Source organism: Siphonobacter sp. SORGH_AS_1065 (assembly GCF_030818595.1).
GTDB lineage: Bacteria > Bacteroidota > Bacteroidia > Cytophagales > Spirosomataceae > Siphonobacter.
Genome location: NZ_JAUTAM010000005.1, coordinates 94,088 through 115,722, shown reverse-complemented (window position 1 = coordinate 115,722; position 21,635 = coordinate 94,088). Strand labels below are relative to the sequence as shown.

Sequence of the window (21,635 nt, the reverse complement as noted above, 5' to 3'; positions counted from 1 at the left end):
AACCGCAAAAGGATTAGGGGCCGTCAGGGTACCACCCTGTCGCTGCCCGCCCGAGTTTACATGCCCACCCAGAATTTCGGCATAAATGGGAGCTTTTCGCTCTATAGCACTTTCCAGACTCTCGACCACCAAAGCCCCGGCCCCACTGCCGGGTACGAAACCCGAAGCCGTGGCACTCAGCGGTCGAGAAGCCTGTTCGGGATAGTCGTTGTGCTGGTACGTCATGACCCGCATGGCGTCAAAACCGCCCCAGATGTACGGCCCATGATCATTACAGCTTCCCGCCAACATGCGGATAGCCTGTCCGTTTGCCACGCGTTCGTAAGCCATGAGAATGGCCTCCGTTCCCGTAGCACAGGCCGACGAATTAGTTGTAATTTGGTTACCCATTCCCAGCATTCCGCCCAAATAAGCACTGATGCCACTGGCCATGGTTTGCGTTACCACCGTACTTCCCAGCCGTCGCACCTGACCTTCGTCCACTTTATAAATCGCTTCCCTGAATTTATCAACACCGAGCATGCCCGTTCCAAACACCATCCCGCTTTCCCAATCGGGCTCGTTTTCAGCCGGAGCCAGCCCTGCGTTTTGCCAGGCTTCCATGCCCGCAATAACGCCGTACAAAATACCGCTGGAATTGAGTTGCTTTAATTGTAACTCACTGAAGTAATGAGTTTTAATAGCATCCGTAACGGGCGGAATTCCTCCTACCTGACAGGAGAATTTCAGCTCTGCCAGTTGGGGCAAAAAGCGGATTCCACTTCTTCCGTGCTGAATGGCTTCGGTAAAGGCCGGAATGCCCACCCCATTGGGAGCAGCTACGCCCAATCCCGTAATAACGACTCGTTTACGCATCCGTTTTGGCTTTAAACATTCCGGCAATAGACCCCCGACAGACGAGTTCGCCCGCTTCGTTATGCATTTCTACCTGACACTTTAGTTTCTGAAATCGGAAATATTCTTTTCGAGAAGTAACCCTGACGGTTTCTGCAGGATAAACGGGACGATAAAAATCGATCTGCGAAGACGTGAGAGCTACGGCTCCTTCTTCCAGAGCGGGTTGTAAGAAAATACCCAGACAAACCACACCGATCTGAGCCATCACCTCCGTTAGTATCACACCCGGTGTAACGGGGTAATCTTTGAAATGACCCTGGTAATAGAAGGCATTTTCTGGAAAGGTATAACTTCCTTCGACACCGTTCTCATCTACACGTGATAGCTTTCCAACAAACAGAAAAGGTTCGCGATAAGGCAATTTAGCCCGGATCGTTTCTTCGTTTATTACCATCGCAGTAAGACCCGCTGGGCCGTAAATCCGGGACCAAAACTGAGCATGAGGCCGTACGATCCGCTTTCAGGTTTCCGATTCATAAATCGCTCCAGCACGTATAACACGGTGGCACTCGACATGTTACCGAATTGCCGTAATACTTCCCGCGTGTCGTCCAGATTTTTGCCCCATTGCCCAAATAACTCTTCCACAGTCTCGACAATTTTCTTACCCCCCGGGTGAAAAATCAGGTGTGAAATGTCTGAAGGGCTCAGCTTATTTTTAGCCAGAAAAGGCTCGACAATGGCCGAAAAATGAGCCGCAATGGTTTCAGGAACCGATTTATCTAACACCATTTGTAAGCCCGAATTGGTCAGATCAAAACCCATGATTTCAATGGAATCATAGAAGTGATACATTTCCTGATCCAGAATTTCAGGGCCTTCGTCTGCTTCGTCCGAAGAGAGTAACACGCAGGCCGCTCCGTCTCCGAAAATCGCCGCACTAACGATGTTGGCCATCGAATAATCATCGAGCTGAAAGGTGGCCGTAGGAGCTTCGATGGCTAATACCGCCGCCCGCTTACCGGGGTTAGACTGAAGAAAATTCTTTGCGTAAATAATGCCGGAAACGCCCGCAACACAACCCATCTCCGTCACGGGTAAGCGAACGACATCCTGTCGCATCTGGAGTTTGTTAATCAAAAAAGCATCCACCGACGGAATCATCATACCCGTACAACTGACGGTAATGAAATAGTCAATATCGGTGGCTTTCCACTTCGCCTGAGTAAGAGCTTTGGTCACCACTTCCTCTCCTAACTTAACGACTTCCCGACGGTAAATCAGGTTTTTGTCCTCAAAGGTTGTTTGAGTAAAAACCTCTTCTGGCGACATGATGGAGTATCGTTGATCAACAGCCGCGTTTTCAAAAATCTTACTTACTTTTCGTTGAAAACGAGAATCCTGCCCAGCCAACCAGGTATCCAGAAAAGGTAAAATATCCTCCGTCGCCCGCGAATGGGGCGGTAAGGCTTTAGCTACAGTGGTAATACGAACACTCATATATTTTTCAGAATCCATTGGTAGCGGAAGGCCCATTTCCAGCTCAGATGAACGGAAGCGAAGGAAACCTGCCGCGAAAAGGTTTGTAGCTCGTGTTTTTTAAAACCTCGCAGAATAGAAATCAATCCGTCCTGACGAGTCATATCCTTAAGGCGGAAAACCCGGCACACCAGATTGAATAACTGGTAGGCCAGCTTACTTCGCTGGAGATCGTTGATGATGACGCCAATGCGGGCTTTCGCATTGAACAGGTTCATGAGGTATAGAATCTCGGTATCACTGAAATGATGCATCGTTAGCGTAGCCAGCACCAGGTCGTAACTTTCCTCCGTAAATGCAGGACTAAAGACATCGATCACTTCATAGGAAATCTCCGGGTAATCTCGTGACAACTCCTGAGCGTGAGCAATGGTAAAAGCGTTGGCATCTACACCCCGGATGGTGAAAGCTCGCTTGTTTTTCCGACCCCACTCTGCCACTTCCCGGCACATGTCGCCATTCCCACAGCCGATATCCACCACCGTAATACACTGGCTTTCAGAAACTTCAGCCATTACTTTTTTTAAACCATTCAAGGTAGCGGAATTCCCTCCCAGCCAGCGGTTAATGGTAGCGATTTCGTCCAGCGTCTTTCGTAACTCTTCGCCTTCCAGCAAAAAATTATCCATTACTTCGGCCTGCTGGCTACGTTTATGAGTATTGATGGACATAGGCAGGGGGTATTAATTCTCCGTGAGTTTGACGAATGATAAAAGGTACTAATCCAGGTACGTTGGGAGCCAGCCGGGCCAGGGCGGCGGTTAATCGGGGTTGTTGGAGCACGTGTTGAACCAGCCGCCCCGCCCGAAGGCGAGAATTGAATTTCCGATGCCAGGCTTTGCTATACTGACTTTCCAATTGAGAGCGGTTCCCGTGTTGCCGATACGACGTAATGGCTTCCACCGCCAGCCGGGCACTGTGAATAGCCATTGCCATGCCGTTTCCACACAGCGGATGAATCAGCCCGGCGGTATCACCGCAACGTAATACGTGATCTTCCACGGCAGGCTTGGCCGCAAAAGAAATCTGGCTAATGGTCAGAGACTTTTCAAAAAGCGGTTGAGCTCTCGCGAAAAAATCTTTCAGAAAAGGATTCTTACTCATGACCTGTTGCTGGAATTCTTCCGGGGTACGGTAGGGTTTAAACACATCCGCTTGAACCAGATAGCAGGCATTTACCCGATCTTTCTCGACTTTAGAAATTCCGCAATACCCGCCCGAAAACGTATTAAGAGCAATCAAGTCTGAAGGAAAATCTAGCTGATAATGCCCTTTCACCGCCATCCAGGGGGATTTTGGTAACTGCTTATCCAGAGCTGATCGTTTCCCATACGCAGCGATCAACAGGGGGGCTTCGTATGCTTTATCTTGAAGCGTAGTGACCTCAAACCTATCGTTCACCAATTGCCAGGAAGTAACCTGATCCTGTATAATCCTAACCCCGGATTTGCGGGCCTGATCCGCCAGAGCCTGATCGAGGGTGAAACGGCTCAAGCCAAATCCGCCCAGCGGAAGGCTGGTTTGTAGCGGCTGACCGGCAGGTGTGGTCAGTAAGAATTCTGAAATCTCAGAAGGCTGAAAGGAGTCGATTCCTACCCCCAGCGAATCCAGATACGGACGAACTTCGTTTGAGATATATTCCCCACAAACCTTATGATTGGGAAACACCTGTTTCTCCAGCAATGTGACCTCAAAACCCAACTGAGCCAGATGGATTCCCGCCGTCATCCCCGCCAGGCCCCCTCCTACAATTAGTATATCTGAACGCATAGGTTTGAGGTCTTGAATCTATCTTCCTGAATAAGACCTTTCAGCGATAAAATGTTTTCAAGATTTTACTTCAGCAGTTGGGGTAATACCTTTTCGCCAAAAGCGTTGATGAAAAGCTCCTGCTCGGTATTCACATTATGCAACATGAGACGCTCAAAACCCATCTCGACATACTGTTGTAACCAGGCCACATGCTGGGCAGGATCGGCTGAGATATGAATCATTTTGTCGATGACCGCCGGATTTACCTGATCGCCCAGGTCATCAAACTGGCTGGGATTTCGCAACTCAGTTAATACACTGTTCGGTAGTACATTACTCTTCCACTGTTCATGGGCCATTTGCTGGGCTTCCTGCTGGCTTCGGGCGTAGGATAGCTGTACTTTCAGAAACATCGGTTTATTTTCTCCACCGCCCCGCCGAAACGCATTCACTACTTTTTTCAGGTCATCCATTGGTTGGGAAACGGTGATGAGGGCATCTGCCCAGCCCCCTACCCATTGGGCTGTTTGGGGCGTAATGGCTGCTCCCACAATCAAAGGATTAACAACGGGACGGGTGTAGAGCTTCGCTTCATCGACCGTTACTAATCCTTTGTGAGTTACGGTTTCACCCGCCCACAGAGCTCTAATGATGTCCACACATTCTTTCAAACGCTGATTGCGGTCTTCTTTTCGGGGCCACTGATCGCCCGTGATGTGTTCATTTAGAGCTTGCCCGCTTCCCACCGCAATCCAGAAACGTTCGGGAAACATTTCGGCCAATGTTGCCGCAGCCTGAGCGATAATAGCCGGATGGTACCGCTGACCAGGGGCATTGACAACGCCAAAATCCAGGGAAGTAGCCTGCAAAGCCGCTGCGAGCCAGGACCAGGCAAAACCGCTTTCACCCTGACGGGTAGTCCAGGGATTAAAATGATCGGAACAGGAACCTGCCGTGAAACCCGCTTGCTGGGCTTGTTGCACAAGCTTCAGTAATAAACTGGGTTTAAATTGTTCGTGTGAGGAGTGATAACCAATTTTTAGCATACAATTCGGAAACGTGAGTGAATGATGCGTCACCTCCCGAAAAGGATTATGCCATTTATTATTCTTTACCTCCTTAACAACTTAATAAAGCGTATCAATTAAGTATAAAATAGTATTATCTTCGTCTTATTAATAATCTCGTAAATCATTCATGAGAGTAACCCTGTCATAAACCTTACTTGCCTGCGTAAGTAATGCCCATGCTTTATACTTTAATACCATTGATATTTTTCTAAATTAAATCAGAATACCGCTTGCTAGATTCTATTATTTTCAGTTAACCTTCTCTAAAAGATACGCTTAAATATAGAATCAGCTACTTTTATGACCTTTAAGAGACAAATTTATCAACTGTTTCCGTAATGAATTTGACCTCTATTTACAAAGCTAGTTCAGATTTTTACTGATGAATTAATATTTTTAACGAACCTATTAACCCACTTTTCGGATGCCTTGTTTATCATTTTCTATTTTTGATCAGAAGTTCTTTTTGCTGAAGGTTCGTTTTCAGTTTTAAAATAGAAGTTCTATTATCTTATTGGTAAGCTTGCTTGCTATAATGGTTTCATCATTTAACTCCTACTTATGAAAAGCGAAAATGCCATTACCCTATCTACCTTCAGTATGTCGGAAGACAGTAATGGATTTCTATTGTGGAAAGTCAGTAATCTCTGGCAGCGAGAGCTGAAAGCTCAGCTTGATCCTTTTGATTTAACGCACACTCAATTTGCCCTGCTGGCGAGTGTAGGTTGGAACAGTCTTTCAAAGGAACAGGTTACGCAGGTTGACTTATCCGAGCATACCAAAGTCGACCCCATGACGACGTCAACCGTAGTTCGGACCCTTGAAATGAAGGGATTACTGACTCGGACTCCGCATAAAACCGACACTCGGGCAAAGGTAATTACCCTGACACTCGAAGGAAAGTCAACGTTGGAAGCTGCCATTGAGCGAGTGGAAAACTTTGAAGACGAGTTTTTCGAGTCTTTCAAAAATTCTGACGAATTAAAAAACAGCCTTCATTTGCTACTGAAATATTCGCGATGAAGCGATAAAATAGTTATCTTCTACTAACTATTCATTTTAAAAATTTAAGTATATTTATCTAGTTAAAATTAAATTTATTAAGTCAAATGACTTAATAGATCGTAAGCTCCAAAAACTAAACTGAAAGCATTTGACGCTCTTCCTGGTGAAAAGGAAGAGCGTTTTTATTAGTCGATAGGTATTGAGTGTAATGACTTTCTGAAACTCCTGGAAATTCCGGAAAATTTCTTTCGGAATGAACTACTAAATGGTGTATCTGTCGTCATCTAGCTCTTGGCTAAACGGCTTGTTATTCATTCCACTGCCAACCATAAACTTCTTCACTTGTTATTTTATCGTCCGTTTTAATATACTTGATATACTCTTTTCAAAAACTCATGAAAGTTTATTTTATCTTTATATTTATTAATGAATGATAATTGCATTAATTCTGCAAACAAACGCGTTTATTCGCCAAGGCTTTATACCTTTGCTTTGACCTATTTAAACTACTCAGTATATACTTGTAACTAAAGCGGAACGTTACTTATTAATTTTTTGAAAAAGACTTCCCCTGCCTGAGCTTAAATCCCTTCCATTTAATCGAATCCAAATTTTTGTCAATAGGCTATTCATATTCGCGAAAATAGTACGGAAGTATACCTGCCAAATTGGTTATTATTAGGGCATAACCTTCGCATTCTTCCCAATCCTGAAAAGGCTTTAGGCGATTTAGTCTTAAAGATTTTTTCTCGTAATTCTGTTGATACAGGCTAAGTCGCAGATAGGATTTTTCGCTTTGAGTCATACGTGTACTCGAGATCATTTTACCCGCCGTCGCTCGGCTCTGCTAACTGTAAGCCTCTGGGACCATCTATCTAATAGGTGACTGAAAGCTTGTTTAACTTATTAAATGCTTTGGTTACCACCGGCCAGAGGCCTGGATATTATATTCGTCACTTAATAAAGCCGAGTGGCTGCGGGAGTATATGATTTCCCTTCCATAAAGCATTCATCTCACTACATAGGATCCTTCGCTTCGCCCTGGATAACCTTAAACACCTTATATACTACCGCTGCCCGTATGGCCCGGTTAGTTTTTCACTGGCAGCCCTTTTAAGTTAACACCCCTATCATCGGTCAGTCAGATCAGTGGGATGTCCGATCAAACCTTCCGGCATGTTTGTCTCAAACCCACCTCAAACGCTGTCAAATGAAACGCTGACCTTAGAATTTCGCTCTATCCCCTCAAATCTGGATTTAGTAGCTGAAATCTTCGTCTTTGGCGTTTTTCGTTTTCTTTTCTTCTTTCTCCCCTTACCTTTAAAGTCAAAGGCAAAACCACTTTTTCACAAACTTTTATTTTGAAAGAATAGGTTATTTTGTCTTTTTATATGGTATTCACTTATAAATACCATTCCCCTGTTCTTTTTCCCTACAATCATTATTCACTTATGATCCGTAAAATTTTACTGGGTAGTGCTTTCTTTTTGGCGGTGTGTGTAGCTCAGGCTCAGAACATTCCGACGCCAAAGGAACATTTCGGTTTTAACATTGGTGATGATTACCACCTGTCTAACTACACACAGACGGAAGCTTTCTTCAAGAAACTGGCTACTTCTGATCGCGTTAAGCTTGTGGACATTGGGATGACCGAAGAAGGACGCCACCAGTATATGCTGGTCGTGACTTCTCCCGAAAATCATAAAAAACTTGATCGGTATAAGGAGATCTCTACCAAAATGGCCCGGGCAGAAGGACTTTCCGAAGACCAGGCTCATGCTCTGGCTAACGAAGGAAAAGCCGTCGTATGGATTGACGGAGGCCTGCACAGCACCGAGACGGTAGGAACCATGCAGTTAATTCAGATGGCGTATAATCTGGTTACCCGCACCGATCCGGAAACGATGCGGATTCTGGATAAAACCGTCGTATTACTCACGCACGCCAACCCCGACGGTCACGAACTAGTGGGGAACTGGTACATGCGTCAGTCTACGCCCGAAAAACGTTCACAGAACTTCCTGCCTCGTTTGTACCAAAAATACATCGGTCACGATAACAACCGCGACTTCTTCATGCAACACATGAAAGAAACGCAAAACATTGGTCGTCAGTTATTTGTGGAGTGGATTCCGCAAATCATGTACAACCACCACCAGACGGCCCCAGCGGGTGCAGTAGTAGCCGGGCCTCCGTATCGTGATCCATTCAACTACGTATTCGACCCGTTGATGGTAACCGGAATCGATGCCGTTGGTGCCGCCATGATTAACCGACTGAATGCCGAAGACAAACCCGGTTTTACGCGTTTGGGTGGTTCGGTGTTCTCAACCTGGTATAACGGAGGTTTGCGGACAACGACGCACTTCCATAACATGATCGGTCTGCTGACCGAGATGATTGGTAACCCGACGCCTGCTTCGGTTCCGTTGGTTCCTAATCGTCTGATTCCGAATGGTAACACCCCTCTTCCGGTAACGCCTCAGGACTGGCACTTCAAGCAATCCATTGATTATTCGGTTTCGCTGAACTACGCCGTTCTGGATTATGCCGCCCGTCATGCCGATGAATTGCTGTATAACATTTACAAAATGGGTAAAAATTCCATTGATCGCGGCAGCAAGGATTACTGGACTTTATCGCCCAAACGAATCGATGCGATTAATGACGCCGTCAAAGCCGATCAAAGCAAAGAAGCGGGTCGTTCCCGGGGAGCAGCTGCGGGCCGGGAGTCAGGGTTACCTATCAAGTATTACAATGACGTATTCCAGGACCCAGCCCTGCGGGATGCCCGTGGCTACGTCATTCCAGCCGATCAGGCGGATTTTGCTACTGCTACCAACTTCGTGAATGCCCTGATCCGCACGGGTATCCAAATTCAGCAGGCTACGGCAGATTTTACCGTGAAAGGTAAAAAATACCCAGCCGGCTCTTACATCGTGAAAACGGATCAGTCCTTCCGTCCGCACGTGCTGGATATGTTTGAACCCCAGGATCACCCCAACGATTTTCAGTACCCCGGTGGTCCTCCAGTGCGTCCCTACGATGCCGCCGGTTGGACACTGGCCTTTACCATGGGCGTGAAATTTGATCGTTACGTAGATGCCTTCGACGGTCCATTCAAAAAACTCCCCTACGGTGAGTTATTGAAAGCTCCCGGTCATGTGGATGCTTCTGCCGCTGGCGGTTATACGCTCACTGCGAAAGCTAATTACTCTTTCATCGCCGTTAATGATCTATTGAAAGCGGGCATTGAGGTGTTCCGTCTGCCTGGCGGTGCTTCAGGTAAAGATGCGGGTGTATTCTACGTTCCTGCATCAGCCAAAGCCAAGCAGTTACTGGAAAAATCTTCGAAAGATTTAGGTATCCAGGTGGAAGGTTTATCTAAGAAACCAACGGGTGCGATGACTAAAGTCGCTCCGATGCGAATTGCTCTTTGGGATACCTACGGTGGCTCAATGCCTTCAGGTTGGGTTCGCTGGCTGATGGAGCAATATCACTTCCCCATGGATGTGATTTATTCGCAGCAAGTAGACGCCGGAGATCTGAACAAGAAATACGATGCGATCGTCTTTGTAACTCGTGCGATTCCTGCCAAGCGTGCAGAAAGTGCCGGAGAATACGGCGGTTATCGCATGCCTGAGCCCAAAAAAGAAGATATTCCAGCGGAATACCACCCCTGGATGGGCCAGATTACGGCTGAGAAGTCTATTCCTGAGTTGAAGAAGTTCCTGGAAAATGGCGGTAAAGTCATTACCATCGGAACAAGTACCAACTTGGCTTACCACCTGGACTTACCCGTAAAAAGTGCCCTGACTGAAATGACGAACGCAGGAACCGAGCGGGCCTTACCCAATGAGAAATATTTCATTCCGGGTAGCGTGTTACAGGTTACGCTGGACTCTACGCAAAGTGCAACTTATGGTATGCCCACTTTGACGGATGTATATTTTGATTCAAGCCCGGTATTCAAAATTGCTCCCGAAGCCATTGCTAAAGGTACCGTTAAACCACTAGCCTGGTTTGCTACTAATCGTCCGCTTCGTAGTGGATGGGCCTGGGGCCAGTCGTATTTACAAGATGGCGTTGCCGCTTTCGAAGCTCCCATCGGCAAAGGTAAGCTGTACGCCTTCGGACCAGAAATTACGTTCCGTACGCAGGCTCAAGGCACCTTTAAGCTTCTATTTAACCAACTTTACAAGTAGCATTTTGGGTTAAAGTTGTTTTGAGTTTAGGGTTTTGAGTTATGCCCTTTAACGCCCCACCTAGCTTTCATGCCTGGTGGGGCTTTTTATTTGTGTCTTTCCCTACTGACTTCAACTTCCCCACATCTAGAAACTTGTTGGGAAGTTAGCTCATCGTTATTGTTCAGGTAACGTCATCCCTCCTAGGCATGGGACCTTCCTTCACTTCATTTCGAACAAAGTGAAAAACCTTACTGAGATTTAAAAACTGTACTTACAAGAAAGATAGCTGGCAAGAAAATAAGATTACTCCCTTCATTTAAAGATGACAGAAGGGATATTCATAAGAGCTGCCAGCAAAAAAGCTGGCAGCGATAACGTTATAAGGTTCTTAACCTCCCGCAGTCGCTCGGCAGAGCCGAGCGACTGCGGGAGTAGACAAAAGATCGTAAAGGTTTCCAAATTCAGAGCATAAGAACGTTTGCCTAGGTAGAGACGCGACTTCATCGCGTCTAGCTGGGAGATGAAAAGAATATAACCAGTATTAAAAAAAGCCTCTTACCCAGACGCGATTAATCGCGTCTCTACTTAACTCTATCGCAGTCGCTCGGCTCTGCCGAGTGACGACTTGGCTGTAGGCCTCTGGCCGTCTCCCCAAAGACAATAGAAGTAAGCTAGATAGTTTGCTACATCCAAGTATTTTTCAATCCTACCGGCCAGAGGCCTATTTATCTATTTCGTCACTCGGCAAAGTCGAGCGACTGCGGAGTGACTGCGGAAAATTTATTCAACAGGTAATACCTCCACCTGAACCCTGCTTGCCTTGATCTGATACAAAGGCGTTTCTTCGTGTCGGGGAGCTACCACCAGTTGCGTATCGTTCATGTGCGGGTAAAACAAATCCCAGGCCACTTGCGGATGGTTATTCTCTTTCGATAAATGAGACAGAATTAAATGGCTCATGAAAGCTGGTCGGTAATTCTGAAAGAGAGACAACGCCTGCTGATTCGATAAGTGCCCTTTACCGCCCCGAATTCGCTCTTTCAGAAAATACGGATAACGGCTTTGCGTCAACATTACTTCGTCGTAATTAGCTTCCAGAAAAGCCGCATGACATTGCTGAAAATGACGAATCAATTGATCACAAGGAACGCCGATGTCCGTAAATACACCTACATTAATCCCCTGATACGAAACCAGAAAACTATGCGGGTCGGCAGCATCGTGGGTTTTGACGAACGACTTCACGCATAACTCACCAATCCAGACGCAGTCATTACTAGGTAGAATATAAATGGGAAAACCCGCTTGTGGGTACTTACAGTTTAACAGCGTTTTCGCCGTAATGTATACGGGAATCTGGTATTTTGCCGCCAGCATGGGCACCCCGGTGATGTGATCGGTGTGCTCGTGTGAAATAAAAATGGCCTTTACTTTGGTGATGGACAAGCCCAAACGCCGCATCCGCGATTCGATTTGACGACAGGAAATTCCGACATCCACCAGAATCGCCTCTTCTTCATTGCCTACGTAATAGCAATTGCCGTTACTGCCTGAATTGAGTGAAGTAATAAAAAGTGACATCCTACAAAGTAACGAATTTCGAAGTATCTCATCACGATTATTAGTTCTCTTTCAATCTTTCAGACCGTCATCTTTGCTCTGGTATCCGTTTTAGGATTTAATAAGCCCATTTTTGAATGGATTTATTCTCCATCAGCTGAGCTATAAATACATCATGTTTTTCTTTGGAACCCTGTATAATCCACGTGACCGTCAGATGTCCATGCTCTTTGATCTCGCGAGTAATCTGCCCTTTTAAGCCCGTTTGCTTGAGCAGGTCTTTTATCTCTTCACGAAAATGGCCGGAATAAGTGGTGGTAAGAATGTAGGTTCTGGACTGATTTCTTTCATCAATGTAATTTTCCAGAGAAGGCAGGGCGGCCAATACCAGAAAGATCACAATGCTTGCCCAGGCGGAAGCAAAGTAATAGCCAGCTCCAATGCCCATGCCCACGGCAGCTACGGTCCAAATGGTAGCCGCTGTCGTAATGCCTATGACTTTACTATCTCCACGAAAAATCACTCCCGCTCCTAGAAAACCAATTCCGGTAACAATACCAGCAGCCAGTCGATCTGGGTTACCCGGAGCACCCAATCGATTGGATATCATCGTAAAGAAACAGGCTCCCATCGAAATCATGATCATGGTTCTGAATCCAGCCGACTTGCTACGATACTCCCGTTCTGCTCCTACAATCCCACCCCATAACACGGCCAGAGCAAACCTTAATAAAATTTCTACGTCAAAAGAATCCATTCCTGTACATGAAACGATTGAATCACACTGATTCAAGAATACATTGTTTTTTTCAGGTTTAAAACCCTTAGCCGCCAAAATAACTGCCGGCAATGCCGCAACAGGCTTTCACCAGTAACAAACCATCAATGACGACGAGGTAATACAAAATCTTGCGTCGATGATGGAGGCCATAGGCGACGGCCAGTAAAGCGAAGTAAGGCAAGGCATTAAAAGCAATTCGAAGGGTAGAAAAATGCTGGACACTGGCAAACACAAAAAAAGAAGAAACCCCGATTAATAAGAGCGGAATGAGAATAAAGTAAATCGTTTTTCGAAGCCCAAACTGAACGACAAAGGTTTTCAGTTGCCGATTGGCATCATCGGCGTAATCTTTGAGATCAAACATGATGGCATTTACCGTGCAGAACATCCAGTTTTTAATGAACAACCAGATTTCCAGTTTGGCGTTGGGAAACACACTGCCGTGTTCAAGCTGGACTTCAAAAACGGGCATCAAGCTCACGCAACCCGCCCAGACGAAGCCAATGACGAAAGCCTTCAGCCAGCCCGTATCCCGCAGATTGAGCGTTAGGCCCATGCCGTAATAAAGTAAACCCGCTAGAGGTACCAGGGCAATGAATACGTAATCGATGAAGGGTAATGAGGTAAGATTTCTCCCGTATTGAACGAGTAGTAGAATGGCTGAGCCAAGGCCAATCATGGACAGAACCAGCTGACTGATCCGAACAAAGAAAGCATGCTGACGATACCATTCGGTTCGGGGATTTCGGGAAACGGGAGCGGTGGCCGGAATGGTGTAAGCCACGGTGTAATACACAATAACCGCCGAAACCACCAATACATAATAAGCCGGAGAAGCGAAAGGTAAATCCAGTTGAAAAGCCGTTTCCAGCGAAAGCATAAGAGCCAAGAGGCCCAGAAAGTAATTGGAAAAAAATAGAAACTGAATCGCCCGCATATTCTCTTTTGATGCTTTTTCAAAGCCTAAAGGAAGGCAGGAATTTTCATAAAGCGGTAGCCGCAATACTCAATTTTTTGAATCGATAAAGATACGGGGCTTTATGAGCCTTACCCGTGTAACTTTTCTCCAGCCGTTCGAGTAAATCCAACTGAAGCATTCGCCTTTGAAAACTGGAGCGATTTAGTTTTTCACCTAAAATGGTTTCGTATAAGTTTTGTAAAGTCTGCATGGTAAAGGCTTCGCCGAGCAGGGAAAATCCTACCAGTTCCTGATCTAGATTGGCTCTTAAATGACGCATGGCAAATTGTACGATTTCGGTGTGATCCTGCATGAGTTGTGGCAAACGACCATACTCGTGCCAATCGCACCGATCGGCCATGGAATCAGGTTGGGGACTTACTTTCGTGAAATCCACCAGAGCATAGTACCCCACTGTTACAAATCGCCGCAGTAGCCAATGATGATCTTCGGCAACAAGCCCTTTCCCCTGCATGATGGCTCGCATGGAATCGGGGTCCGATCGCTCCACACTACCAAAGGTGTGAAATTGTTGCAGATAAAGATTCGTCAAGCCCGTTCGCTCGCTTAAGACCCGCCGGGCGGCGTCTTCCAGATTCTCATTCATGCGAACAAAACCTCCCGGCAGAGCAAACAAACCGGTGTTTTCGTATTCAAGAATCAGAATTTTTAATTCCTGTTCGTGAAAACCAATGATAACAAAATCCAGAGCTAAATGCGGAATATAGCCCGCCCCGGAGGCATCATTAACGGAAGGATCATGCGAATCTGTCATTTCAGGGATTACGAAAGTAGGGTTAAGTTTGGCAAAGTCAATACAAGGGTTTATTATTGTTGCACTTTGCAACAATAATAAAAAGGCTGAGTTAAATTAGTCGTTACTTTTACTAAATAGTTCCTCAAACCAATGAAAACGCTAGGCATCTTTCTGGTTGCGGTAGGGCTGGCCACCTCGGCCTGGGCCCAAAAAGCTCCACAAGTTAAAATTAAAGACGGAACCCTTGAAGGCATTAGTGAAACAAAAGGGGTTCGGACTTTCAAAGGCATTCCCTTTGCCCAGCCACCCATAGGCGATCTTCGCTGGAAAGAACCCCAGCCCCTTAAAAAGTGGAGTGGGGTTTACAAAGCCGACCATTTCGGTCCATCGGCGATGCAACGGCCTGTTTTTGGAGACATGAATTTCCGTTCAAAAGGCACCAATGAAGATTGTCTGTATCTCAATGTCTGGGCACCCGAAAACGCCGGTAAAAAATCATTACCCGTATTGGTGTACTTCTACGGCGGCGGTTTCGTGGCGGGAGATGGCTCCGAACCTCGCTACGATGGCGAAAGCATGGCCCAAAAAGGCATTGTAGCCGTAACCGTCAATTACCGCCTCAACGTTTTCGGATTTCTGGCCCATCCTGAGTTGACGAAGGAATCGCCCCAGCATGCCTCCGGTAATTACGGTTTACTGGATCAGATGGCAGCCTTGCGTTGGGTGAAAGAAAACATTGCAGCCTTCGGTGGAGATCCTTCTCAGGTAACCATTGCCGGAGAATCTGCTGGTTCTATTTCGGTGAGTGCTCAGATGGCTTCGCCTTTATCGAAAAATCTGTTTTCGAAAGCCATTGGTGAAAGTGGTTCCTTACTAGGTACTTTGGCTCCGGTATCATTAGCGGAAGCCGAGAAAAAAGGGGCTGCCTTCGCCGCTTCTCTAGGAGCAAAATCGCTGGCTGAGTTACGAGCCTTACCGGCTGCTCAGGTACTGGAGGCTACGGCTAAAGCTGCTCCAGGAAGTTTTCCTATGGTGATTGATGGTTACTTTTTACCCAAGTCAGCTCACGAAATTTTCGCCGCTGGCGAGCAAGCTCAGGTACCTTTACTAGCCGGCTGGAATTCAGAAGAGATGAATTATAGAGCTTTTCTGGGAGGTCAGCAACCAACGGTTGAGAACTTTAAGCAAGCCGTTACTAAACGATTCGGTGCTTCGGCTGATGCCATTTTAAAAGCCTATAACCCCACCAGCGACGCGGAAGTGGAAGATGTAGCCACGGCTTTAGCGGGGGATATGTTCCTTGGTTTCAGCACTTGGAAGTGGATTGATTATCAAGTTAAAACGGGTAAAAAACCAGTATATCGGTATTATTATGCTCAGCCCCGGCCGGCGATGCGTCCTGAGATGGGGAATGCTACGCCCGGACTTGCGGGAGGCATTGTGAAAAATGAGGGTCCGGTAACGGCTGCCCCTAAACCGGCCAACAAAGGTGCCGTTCACTCCGCCGAGATTGAATACGCTATGGGTAACCTGGGTAGTAATAAAGTTTACGCCTGGACGGAAGAGGACTATAAAGTGTCGAAAGTAATGCAGGAATATTTCGCCAATTTCATTAAAACAGGCAACCCTAACGGAGCTGGTTTACCCAACTGGTCTCCTGTTACTTCAGATAAAGAAGCTGTTTTGGTGATTGACGCGAACACCAAGCAGATTACAGATAAACACCTCGATCGCTACGAAACTCTGGAGAAGGTTTCTCCAGTGAAGTAAGGGGGTGGGTTTGAACGGTTTGATTTTTGTTTGACCGCGTTTGAATAGGTATTCCTTTATATCAACGTCCCGGAGGAAAACTTTCCGGGACGTTTTTTACTATAATCCCGTATACGATGCTGACGCTCTTTATCATCGTTTAAAGGTTCTTTAAATCGTATTATAAGTTCCCGGATTGCATCCGGGGCTATTCATGTTTAACGCCTCTGGAGTTATGCATTCAAACCTTTTCAAACTTCAATCAAACCTTCTCAAACGGGATTTAATCCGGCTGCTCTTTCATAGCCATGCTGATCAATTCGGCTGTATTTTTCACCCCTGCTTTTCGCATGATACTGGCCCGCTGATTGGCCACGGTATTCGGACTGGTGTCAAATCTTCGGGCAATGTCTACGTTACTTAGACCTTCGGTCAGGCAATGTAATACCTGTACCTCCCGGCTTGTCAATTTGTTCCAGACGGATCCTGACGAAGAAACGGATTCGGTTTTAGGACGAGGTTTAGCTAATACTAATTGACGAATAATCACGCTGGAAGCATTGGGCGGATAATACAAATCTCCCCCTGCCACTGTTCGAATGGCATCAATGATTTCGTCATCATCCGTTTCTTTTAATAAATACCCCGAAGCCCCAAGTTGCACGGCATTCAGAATATAATCGGGATGGCTGTGCATACTGAAAATCAACACCTTCACTTCTGGATATTGCAGCGTAATCTGACGAGTTACCTCAATCCCGGAAAGCCGGGGCATGGTAATATCAAGCAGTAATACATCGGGCGAAAGAGTGGTAATGACGTCCAGCACTTCCTGCCCATCCGCAGCTTCCCCCACGATTTCCAGGTCTTCTTCGTCTTCCAGCAAGGTCCGAATGCCTTTCCGTACCATGGAATGATCATCCGCAATTAATATCCGTATCGGCATCGTTAGTATGAGTTAATCGGCAGTATGACTTCAATCTGCGTTCCGGCCTGACGAACCGACTGTACATCAAGCGTCGCCCGAATCAGTTGAGCTCTCGTTTGCATATTCTCCAGCCCGGCACTTTGCCAACTTAGGGCCTTTTCCAGATCAAAGCCCTGTCCATCATCGCTAATTTTCAGAATAATCTGATTAGGCTGAAAATGCAGAATAATCTGAATCTCGGCGGCTTTAGCGTGCTTCAGGGCATTCGTTAAAGCTTCCTGAGCAATGCGATACAGACCAATTTCCTGAGCTGGGGTTAAGCGTCTGGCTTCACCAAAACACTGAAAGTTCACTTCTGATGCCGCCGTTGGCTGCACCTGACTGGCTAATAACTGCAACGCCGCCGACAGACCATAATCTTCCAGTAAAGTTGGCATCAAATTATGGGAAATCTGCCGCGTAGACTGGATAATCTGCTGAATATACTCACTTAATTCCTCTACTCGCTGCTTCTGTTTGGCTTCAGGAAAAGGAATTTTTTTCAACTTGGCCGCATGCAGGTGCAAACCCGTTAACATTTGCCCAATGCCATCGTGCAATTCACGGGCAAAACGGCGGCGTTCCTCCTCCTGTCCTTCCATCAAAGCTGCCGAGCGAATCTGAGCTTCCATGCGTTCCCGCTGATAACGCTCTTCCTGTAACCGCAATACTTCCTGCTGACTTTGGGTTAGGGCTTCATTGGCAACGGCCAATTGTTGATTGGATGCCTGCAAAGCCTCTTCCGATTCCACTAGTTTTCGAACCGTTTGCCGCGTGTAACGCACCACGGGCCGAAAAACGAATAATCCTTCCAGTAACAGAGTCAATAAAGTAGCAGCCGTTAGCAGGGTTTCCATGCGTTCGAGTTCTTTGACTCGAGCCCGGCTTTCAGCGTCAAACTGAAAGACAATGTCATTCATCTGATCCACAAAAATAGATTCTGTGGCTAGCAGATTCCGTAATGCTTCCTTCTGATCAGCATTTGAAAAATTATCGTCGTTCAGTTTTACAAAGCAGGCGGACATCGATTCAAAAATGGGTTCTAGTCGCTGAAACTTCTGGACAAGTTCAGGGCTTTTTCGAACGGTGTATTCCTGTTCCATGCGAAGCAAACCCGACCGTAGCTGCCGGTGCGTACTTTGCCAGCTTTGCAACAGGGAATCAAACAAAACGGTATCACGGCTAGGTAAATGCTCCAAACGCAGCAAAGCCAGCTTCGTGAGTCGCTGGCTAAGCATTCGCTGCCTTCCGGCCACGTTCAGAACCCGGCTATCCGCTTCGTGATTATGAATAGTATCACGAATGAGCCATAACCCACCCAGACTAAGCAACGCAATGACGTGCAAAGCCACGAGGTAATAACGGGTAAGTCGGCTGGCTACCTGCCGATCCAGTGGATGCATAGGCTAAACTTCTACATAAACGATCCCACCTCTGATTTCGATGGGATAGGTGGCGATGTGATAATGCTCGTCGTTGAGACAAGAGCCATCGCGGAGTGAAAACGTCTTTTTATGAAAGGGACAGGCTACTTTCGGTTCTTCACCCTGGCTACCAATAATGCCCCGGGATAACGCCATCTGCTGACGATGCGGACACTGATTATCGGTAGCAAACCATTCATTACGACGGGAAAAATTAAAAATAGCGATTTGACGGCCTTCGATCAAAACGCAGGCTCCGCCATCCGCCGGAATATCTTCGACGGTACAGGCCTGATGCCAGGTAGTGGTGGGAGAATGCAGAACTTCCATGGAAAGAAAATGCTTTAAAATGATTGATTAAACCTCAATGATTTAGAATGTTAATTAATCGTTTTCCAGTCGCGGGCTTTGGTTTGATTTCGCATCGAGTCAAACTGAACCGTTGGATCTTTTTGCTCAGGCACGTTCACAAAGTGCGAGAAGCGTTTCCGCAATTCTGGATTTTCCACTACTTCTTTCCACTCGCAATGGTACGTGTCTACCAACAACTGCATCTCTTTTTCCAGATCCGCCACAATTCCTAATACGTCGTCTACCACCACGGCTTTTAGATAGCTCATGCCGCCTTCCAGCTTATTAAGCCAGGTTGCGGTACGGGTCAAGGGATCGGCTGTTTTGATGTAAAACATCAGAAAGCGATCAATCAGTCGCGTACAGGTTTCTTTATCAACGTCAGCCGCTAATAACTGGGCATGTTGAGGTTTGGACCCGCCATTACCGCCAACGTATAAATTCCAGCCTTTCTCGGTAGCGATGACGCCAAAGTCTTTGCTTTGAGCTTCGGCACATTCACGAATACATCCTGAAACACCGGACTTAAACTTATGCGGTGCCCGAATGCCTTTGTATCGTTCTTCGAGTTCAATGGCAAAGCTGACCGAATCCTGCACCCCAAAGCGGCACCAGGTTGAGCCTACGCAGCTTTTCACCGTTCGCAGGGCTTTTCCGTAGGCATGACCACTCTCAAATCCCGCTTCGATGAGCTCTTCCCAAATGCGTGGCAAATCACCCACGTGAGCACCGAACATATCGATTCGCTGACCACCCGTAATTTTGGTGTATAAACCGTAACGTTTCGCTACTTGTCCAATGGCGATGAGTTTATCAGGCGTGATTTCTCCACCGGGAATTCGTGGAACCACCGAATACGTACCTCCCTTCTGAATATTGGCCAGATACCGATCATTCGAATCCTGAATTACGGCTCGGTCTTTCTGCAAAATGTTTTCATTCCATAAACTCGCCAGAACTGAACCCACTAGCGGCTTACAGATTTCGCAGCCATCGCCTTTGCCTAAATGATTCAGTACTTCATTATAGGTCGTTAGCTGGTTAATTTTAATCAAATCCAGTATTTCCTGGCGGGTATAATCGAAATGTTCGCAGATGGTATTCCGAACGTACAGGCCCTGCTGCTTCATGACGCCCTGAATCAGATCCTTCACCAGCGGCGTACATCCTCCGCAACCCGTACAGGCCTTGGTCGATTTCTTAAGAGCCTCTACCGTAGTTTGCCCATTTTCGGAAATCTCGTGGCACAACTGGCCTTTGGTTAAGGCTTCACAGGAACAGATTAACGCTTCATCGGGTAAGCCCATCACCCCGGCTCCGGCTTCCTCCCCGCCCCTACTTCCTAAAATCAGATCTTCGGGATTAGGGGGCAGAATGGTCAGGTTCTTGCAGGTTTGCAACAGCATATTATATTGCTCGGCATCTCCCACCAGAATTCCACCCAGAAGCGTCTTTCCATCGGAGCTGACATTGATGCGTTTATAAATGCCTTTGGCTTTGTTCTCGTAAGTAATCGTCCGGCAATCAGGCTCCTGAGCGAAAGGGTTACCAAAACTGGCTACATCCACACCAATCAGTTTGAGCTTCGTAGACATATCAAAAGGTTTGAAGCTTTTGCTATTCCCTATTAACTGACTGGCCACTACTTCCGCCATTTCATAGCCCGGAGCCACCAGCCCGTAAATCATCTGATGTACCAGAGCACACTCCCCAATAGCGAAAATGGAGGGATCAGATGTTTGTAACTGATCATTCACCAGAATCCCACCCCGGGGATGCGTTTCCAATCCGGCAATCTTTGCCAACTCGTCGCGAGGACGAATACCCGCCGAAATAATGAGCATATCCACCGGAAGCTCGGTACCATCGGCAAATTGCAGACCTTCGATATGATCCGTTCCCTGAATAAGTTGGGTGGATTTATTTAAATGAATTTGTAACCCCAGTGCTTCCAGTTGCCGTTGCAGAATTCCCGAACCCGCCTCATCAATCTGACGGGGCATGAGCCGGGAAGCAAACTCAACCACGTGAGCTTCCTCTAGGCCTAAATCAAGTAGAGCTTTCGCCGCTTCGAGGCCTAGTAAACCACCGCCAATCACGGCCCCTTTACGGGCTTTACGGGCGTAGGACTGAATCAGGTCCAGATCTTCCAGCGTTCGATAGACGAAAACGCCATCTTTCTCTACGCCATCCACCGGCGGCACAAAGGCCCCCGAGCCCGTAGCCAGAATCAGGTAATCATACCCCACTACCAATCCGTGGTGTGAGCGAACCTGCTTACGTTCACGGTCAATATCCACGACGGGATCTCCCGTGTACAACTCAATACCATTTTCAGAATACCAGTCGCGAGGAGCCATTAATAAGTCATCGGCTGACTTTCCGGCAAAGTATTCACTTAAATGTACGCGGTCGTAAGCTACCTGAGACTCTTCGCCAAAAACGGTCAGGCGAAAGTGTTTTTTTTCTTTAGCTATAAGTTTTTCACAAAACTTATAACCTACCATGCCATTACCAATGACAACAACTCGGGTTTCTGTGGATGTGCTCATAGTTGATTTTAACTATTTAACTAGTACAAGCCTATGTTGATCTATGACTTATTCAAGAAAAACCCCCATTTCTCCTGAATTGATCGAATCAAAAATAAAACCTCAAAAACACATTTCCTAATATTTTATTCTTCAAACATGATTTT

The 21,635-nt window shown here is 46.7% G+C and carries 17 protein-coding genes; 3 read left to right on the top strand and 14 right to left on the bottom strand.

All coding sequences use genetic code 11. The features are described 5' to 3' along the window. The 6 genes from QE390_RS20795 to QE390_RS20770 all read right to left on the bottom strand — a co-directional run. A partial coding sequence (locus QE390_RS20795) for a beta-ketoacyl synthase (protein WP_307143651.1) occupies window positions 1-855 on the bottom strand: 855 nt, incomplete at its 3' end. After that, entirely contained in the window at window positions 848-1,291 is a 444-nt protein-coding gene (locus QE390_RS20790; protein ID WP_307143650.1) for a 3-hydroxyacyl-ACP dehydratase FabZ family protein, read from the bottom strand. The genes QE390_RS20790 and QE390_RS20795, both read right to left, overlap by 8 nt. Continuing rightward, window positions 1,285-2,337 carry a type III polyketide synthase gene (locus QE390_RS20785; RefSeq protein WP_307143649.1) on the bottom strand — a complete coding sequence of 351 codons (1,053 nt, stop codon included), beginning with the start codon at window positions 2,335-2,337 and terminating at the stop codon, window positions 1,285-1,287. Before QE390_RS20785 ends, QE390_RS20790 begins: the two co-directional genes overlap by 7 nt. Continuing rightward, a complete protein-coding gene (locus tag QE390_RS20780; protein ID WP_307143648.1) occupies window positions 2,334-3,047 on the bottom strand; it encodes a methyltransferase domain-containing protein in 714 nt (237 codons plus the stop codon). Before QE390_RS20780 ends, QE390_RS20785 begins: the two co-directional genes overlap by 4 nt. After that, entirely contained in the window at window positions 3,028-4,146 is a 1,119-nt protein-coding gene (locus QE390_RS20775) for an NAD(P)/FAD-dependent oxidoreductase (RefSeq protein WP_307143647.1), read from the bottom strand. Before QE390_RS20775 ends, QE390_RS20780 begins: the two co-directional genes overlap by 20 nt. 65 nt (window positions 4,147-4,211) lie before the next feature. Then, a complete protein-coding gene (locus tag QE390_RS20770; protein WP_307143646.1) occupies window positions 4,212-5,174 on the bottom strand; it encodes a TIGR03885 family FMN-dependent LLM class oxidoreductase in 963 nt (320 codons plus the stop codon). A 585-nt stretch (window positions 5,175-5,759) separates the two neighbouring features. Between QE390_RS20770 and QE390_RS20765 the strand changes: the two genes are divergently transcribed. Continuing rightward, window positions 5,760-6,221 (top strand): MarR family winged helix-turn-helix transcriptional regulator, encoded by a 462-nt coding sequence (locus QE390_RS20765; protein ID WP_307143645.1) that lies wholly within the window; start codon window positions 5,760-5,762, stop codon window positions 6,219-6,221. A 1,433-nt stretch (window positions 6,222-7,654) separates the two neighbouring features. Then, window positions 7,655-10,408, top strand: a complete 2,754-nt coding sequence (locus tag QE390_RS20760) for a M14 metallopeptidase family protein (RefSeq protein ID WP_307143644.1) — start codon at window positions 7,655-7,657, stop codon at window positions 10,406-10,408. A 762-nt stretch (window positions 10,409-11,170) separates the two neighbouring features. Here the strand turns inward: QE390_RS20760 and QE390_RS20755 are convergent. The 4 genes from QE390_RS20755 to QE390_RS20740 all read right to left on the bottom strand — a co-directional run bounded on the left by QE390_RS20755 (window position 11,171) and on the right by QE390_RS20740 (window position 14,464). Next, window positions 11,171-11,971, bottom strand: coding sequence for an MBL fold metallo-hydrolase (locus QE390_RS20755; RefSeq protein ID WP_307143643.1), 801 nt, complete (start codon window positions 11,969-11,971; stop codon window positions 11,171-11,173). A gap of 97 nt (window positions 11,972-12,068) precedes the next feature. Then, on the bottom strand, window positions 12,069-12,707 hold the full coding sequence (locus QE390_RS20750; protein WP_307143642.1) for an MgtC/SapB family protein: 639 nt from the start codon (window positions 12,705-12,707) through the stop codon (window positions 12,069-12,071). A gap of 67 nt (window positions 12,708-12,774) precedes the next feature. Further along, on the bottom strand, window positions 12,775-13,668 hold the full coding sequence (locus QE390_RS20745) for a hypothetical protein (protein WP_307143640.1): 894 nt from the start codon (window positions 13,666-13,668) through the stop codon (window positions 12,775-12,777). A 46-nt stretch (window positions 13,669-13,714) separates the two neighbouring features. Then, complete coding sequence (locus QE390_RS20740) at window positions 13,715-14,464, bottom strand: NUDIX domain-containing protein (RefSeq protein WP_307143639.1); 750 nt, start codon at window positions 14,462-14,464, stop codon at window positions 13,715-13,717. Between the two features lie 132 nt (window positions 14,465-14,596). On the opposite strand from QE390_RS20740, the gene QE390_RS20735 reads away from it, so the two are divergent. Then, the gene (locus QE390_RS20735) at window positions 14,597-16,216 is read left to right on the top strand and encodes a carboxylesterase/lipase family protein (protein ID WP_307143638.1); all 1,620 of its coding nucleotides are present in this window, start codon (window positions 14,597-14,599) and stop codon (window positions 16,214-16,216) included. 262 nt (window positions 16,217-16,478) lie between these two features. On the opposite strand, the gene QE390_RS20730 is transcribed toward QE390_RS20735, so the two are convergent. From QE390_RS20730 to nirB, 4 genes are read right to left on the bottom strand one after another with little or no spacing between them, the layout of a single operon-like run. After that, on the bottom strand, window positions 16,479-17,141 hold the full coding sequence (locus QE390_RS20730) for a response regulator transcription factor (protein WP_307143637.1): 663 nt from the start codon (window positions 17,139-17,141) through the stop codon (window positions 16,479-16,481). Window positions 17,142-17,143: 2 nt separating this feature from the next. Continuing rightward, a complete protein-coding gene (locus QE390_RS20725) occupies window positions 17,144-18,565 on the bottom strand; it encodes a histidine kinase (protein WP_307143636.1) in 1,422 nt (473 codons plus the stop codon). Window positions 18,566-18,568: 3 nt separating this feature from the next. Then, window positions 18,569-18,916, bottom strand: coding sequence for a nitrite reductase small subunit NirD (gene nirD, locus QE390_RS20720; protein WP_307143635.1), 348 nt, complete (start codon window positions 18,914-18,916; stop codon window positions 18,569-18,571). A 50-nt stretch (window positions 18,917-18,966) separates the two neighbouring features. Continuing rightward, window positions 18,967-21,489 (bottom strand): nitrite reductase large subunit NirB, encoded by a 2,523-nt coding sequence (gene nirB, locus QE390_RS20715; RefSeq protein ID WP_307143634.1) that lies wholly within the window; start codon window positions 21,487-21,489, stop codon window positions 18,967-18,969. Between the last annotated feature and the right edge of the window lie 146 nt (window positions 21,490-21,635).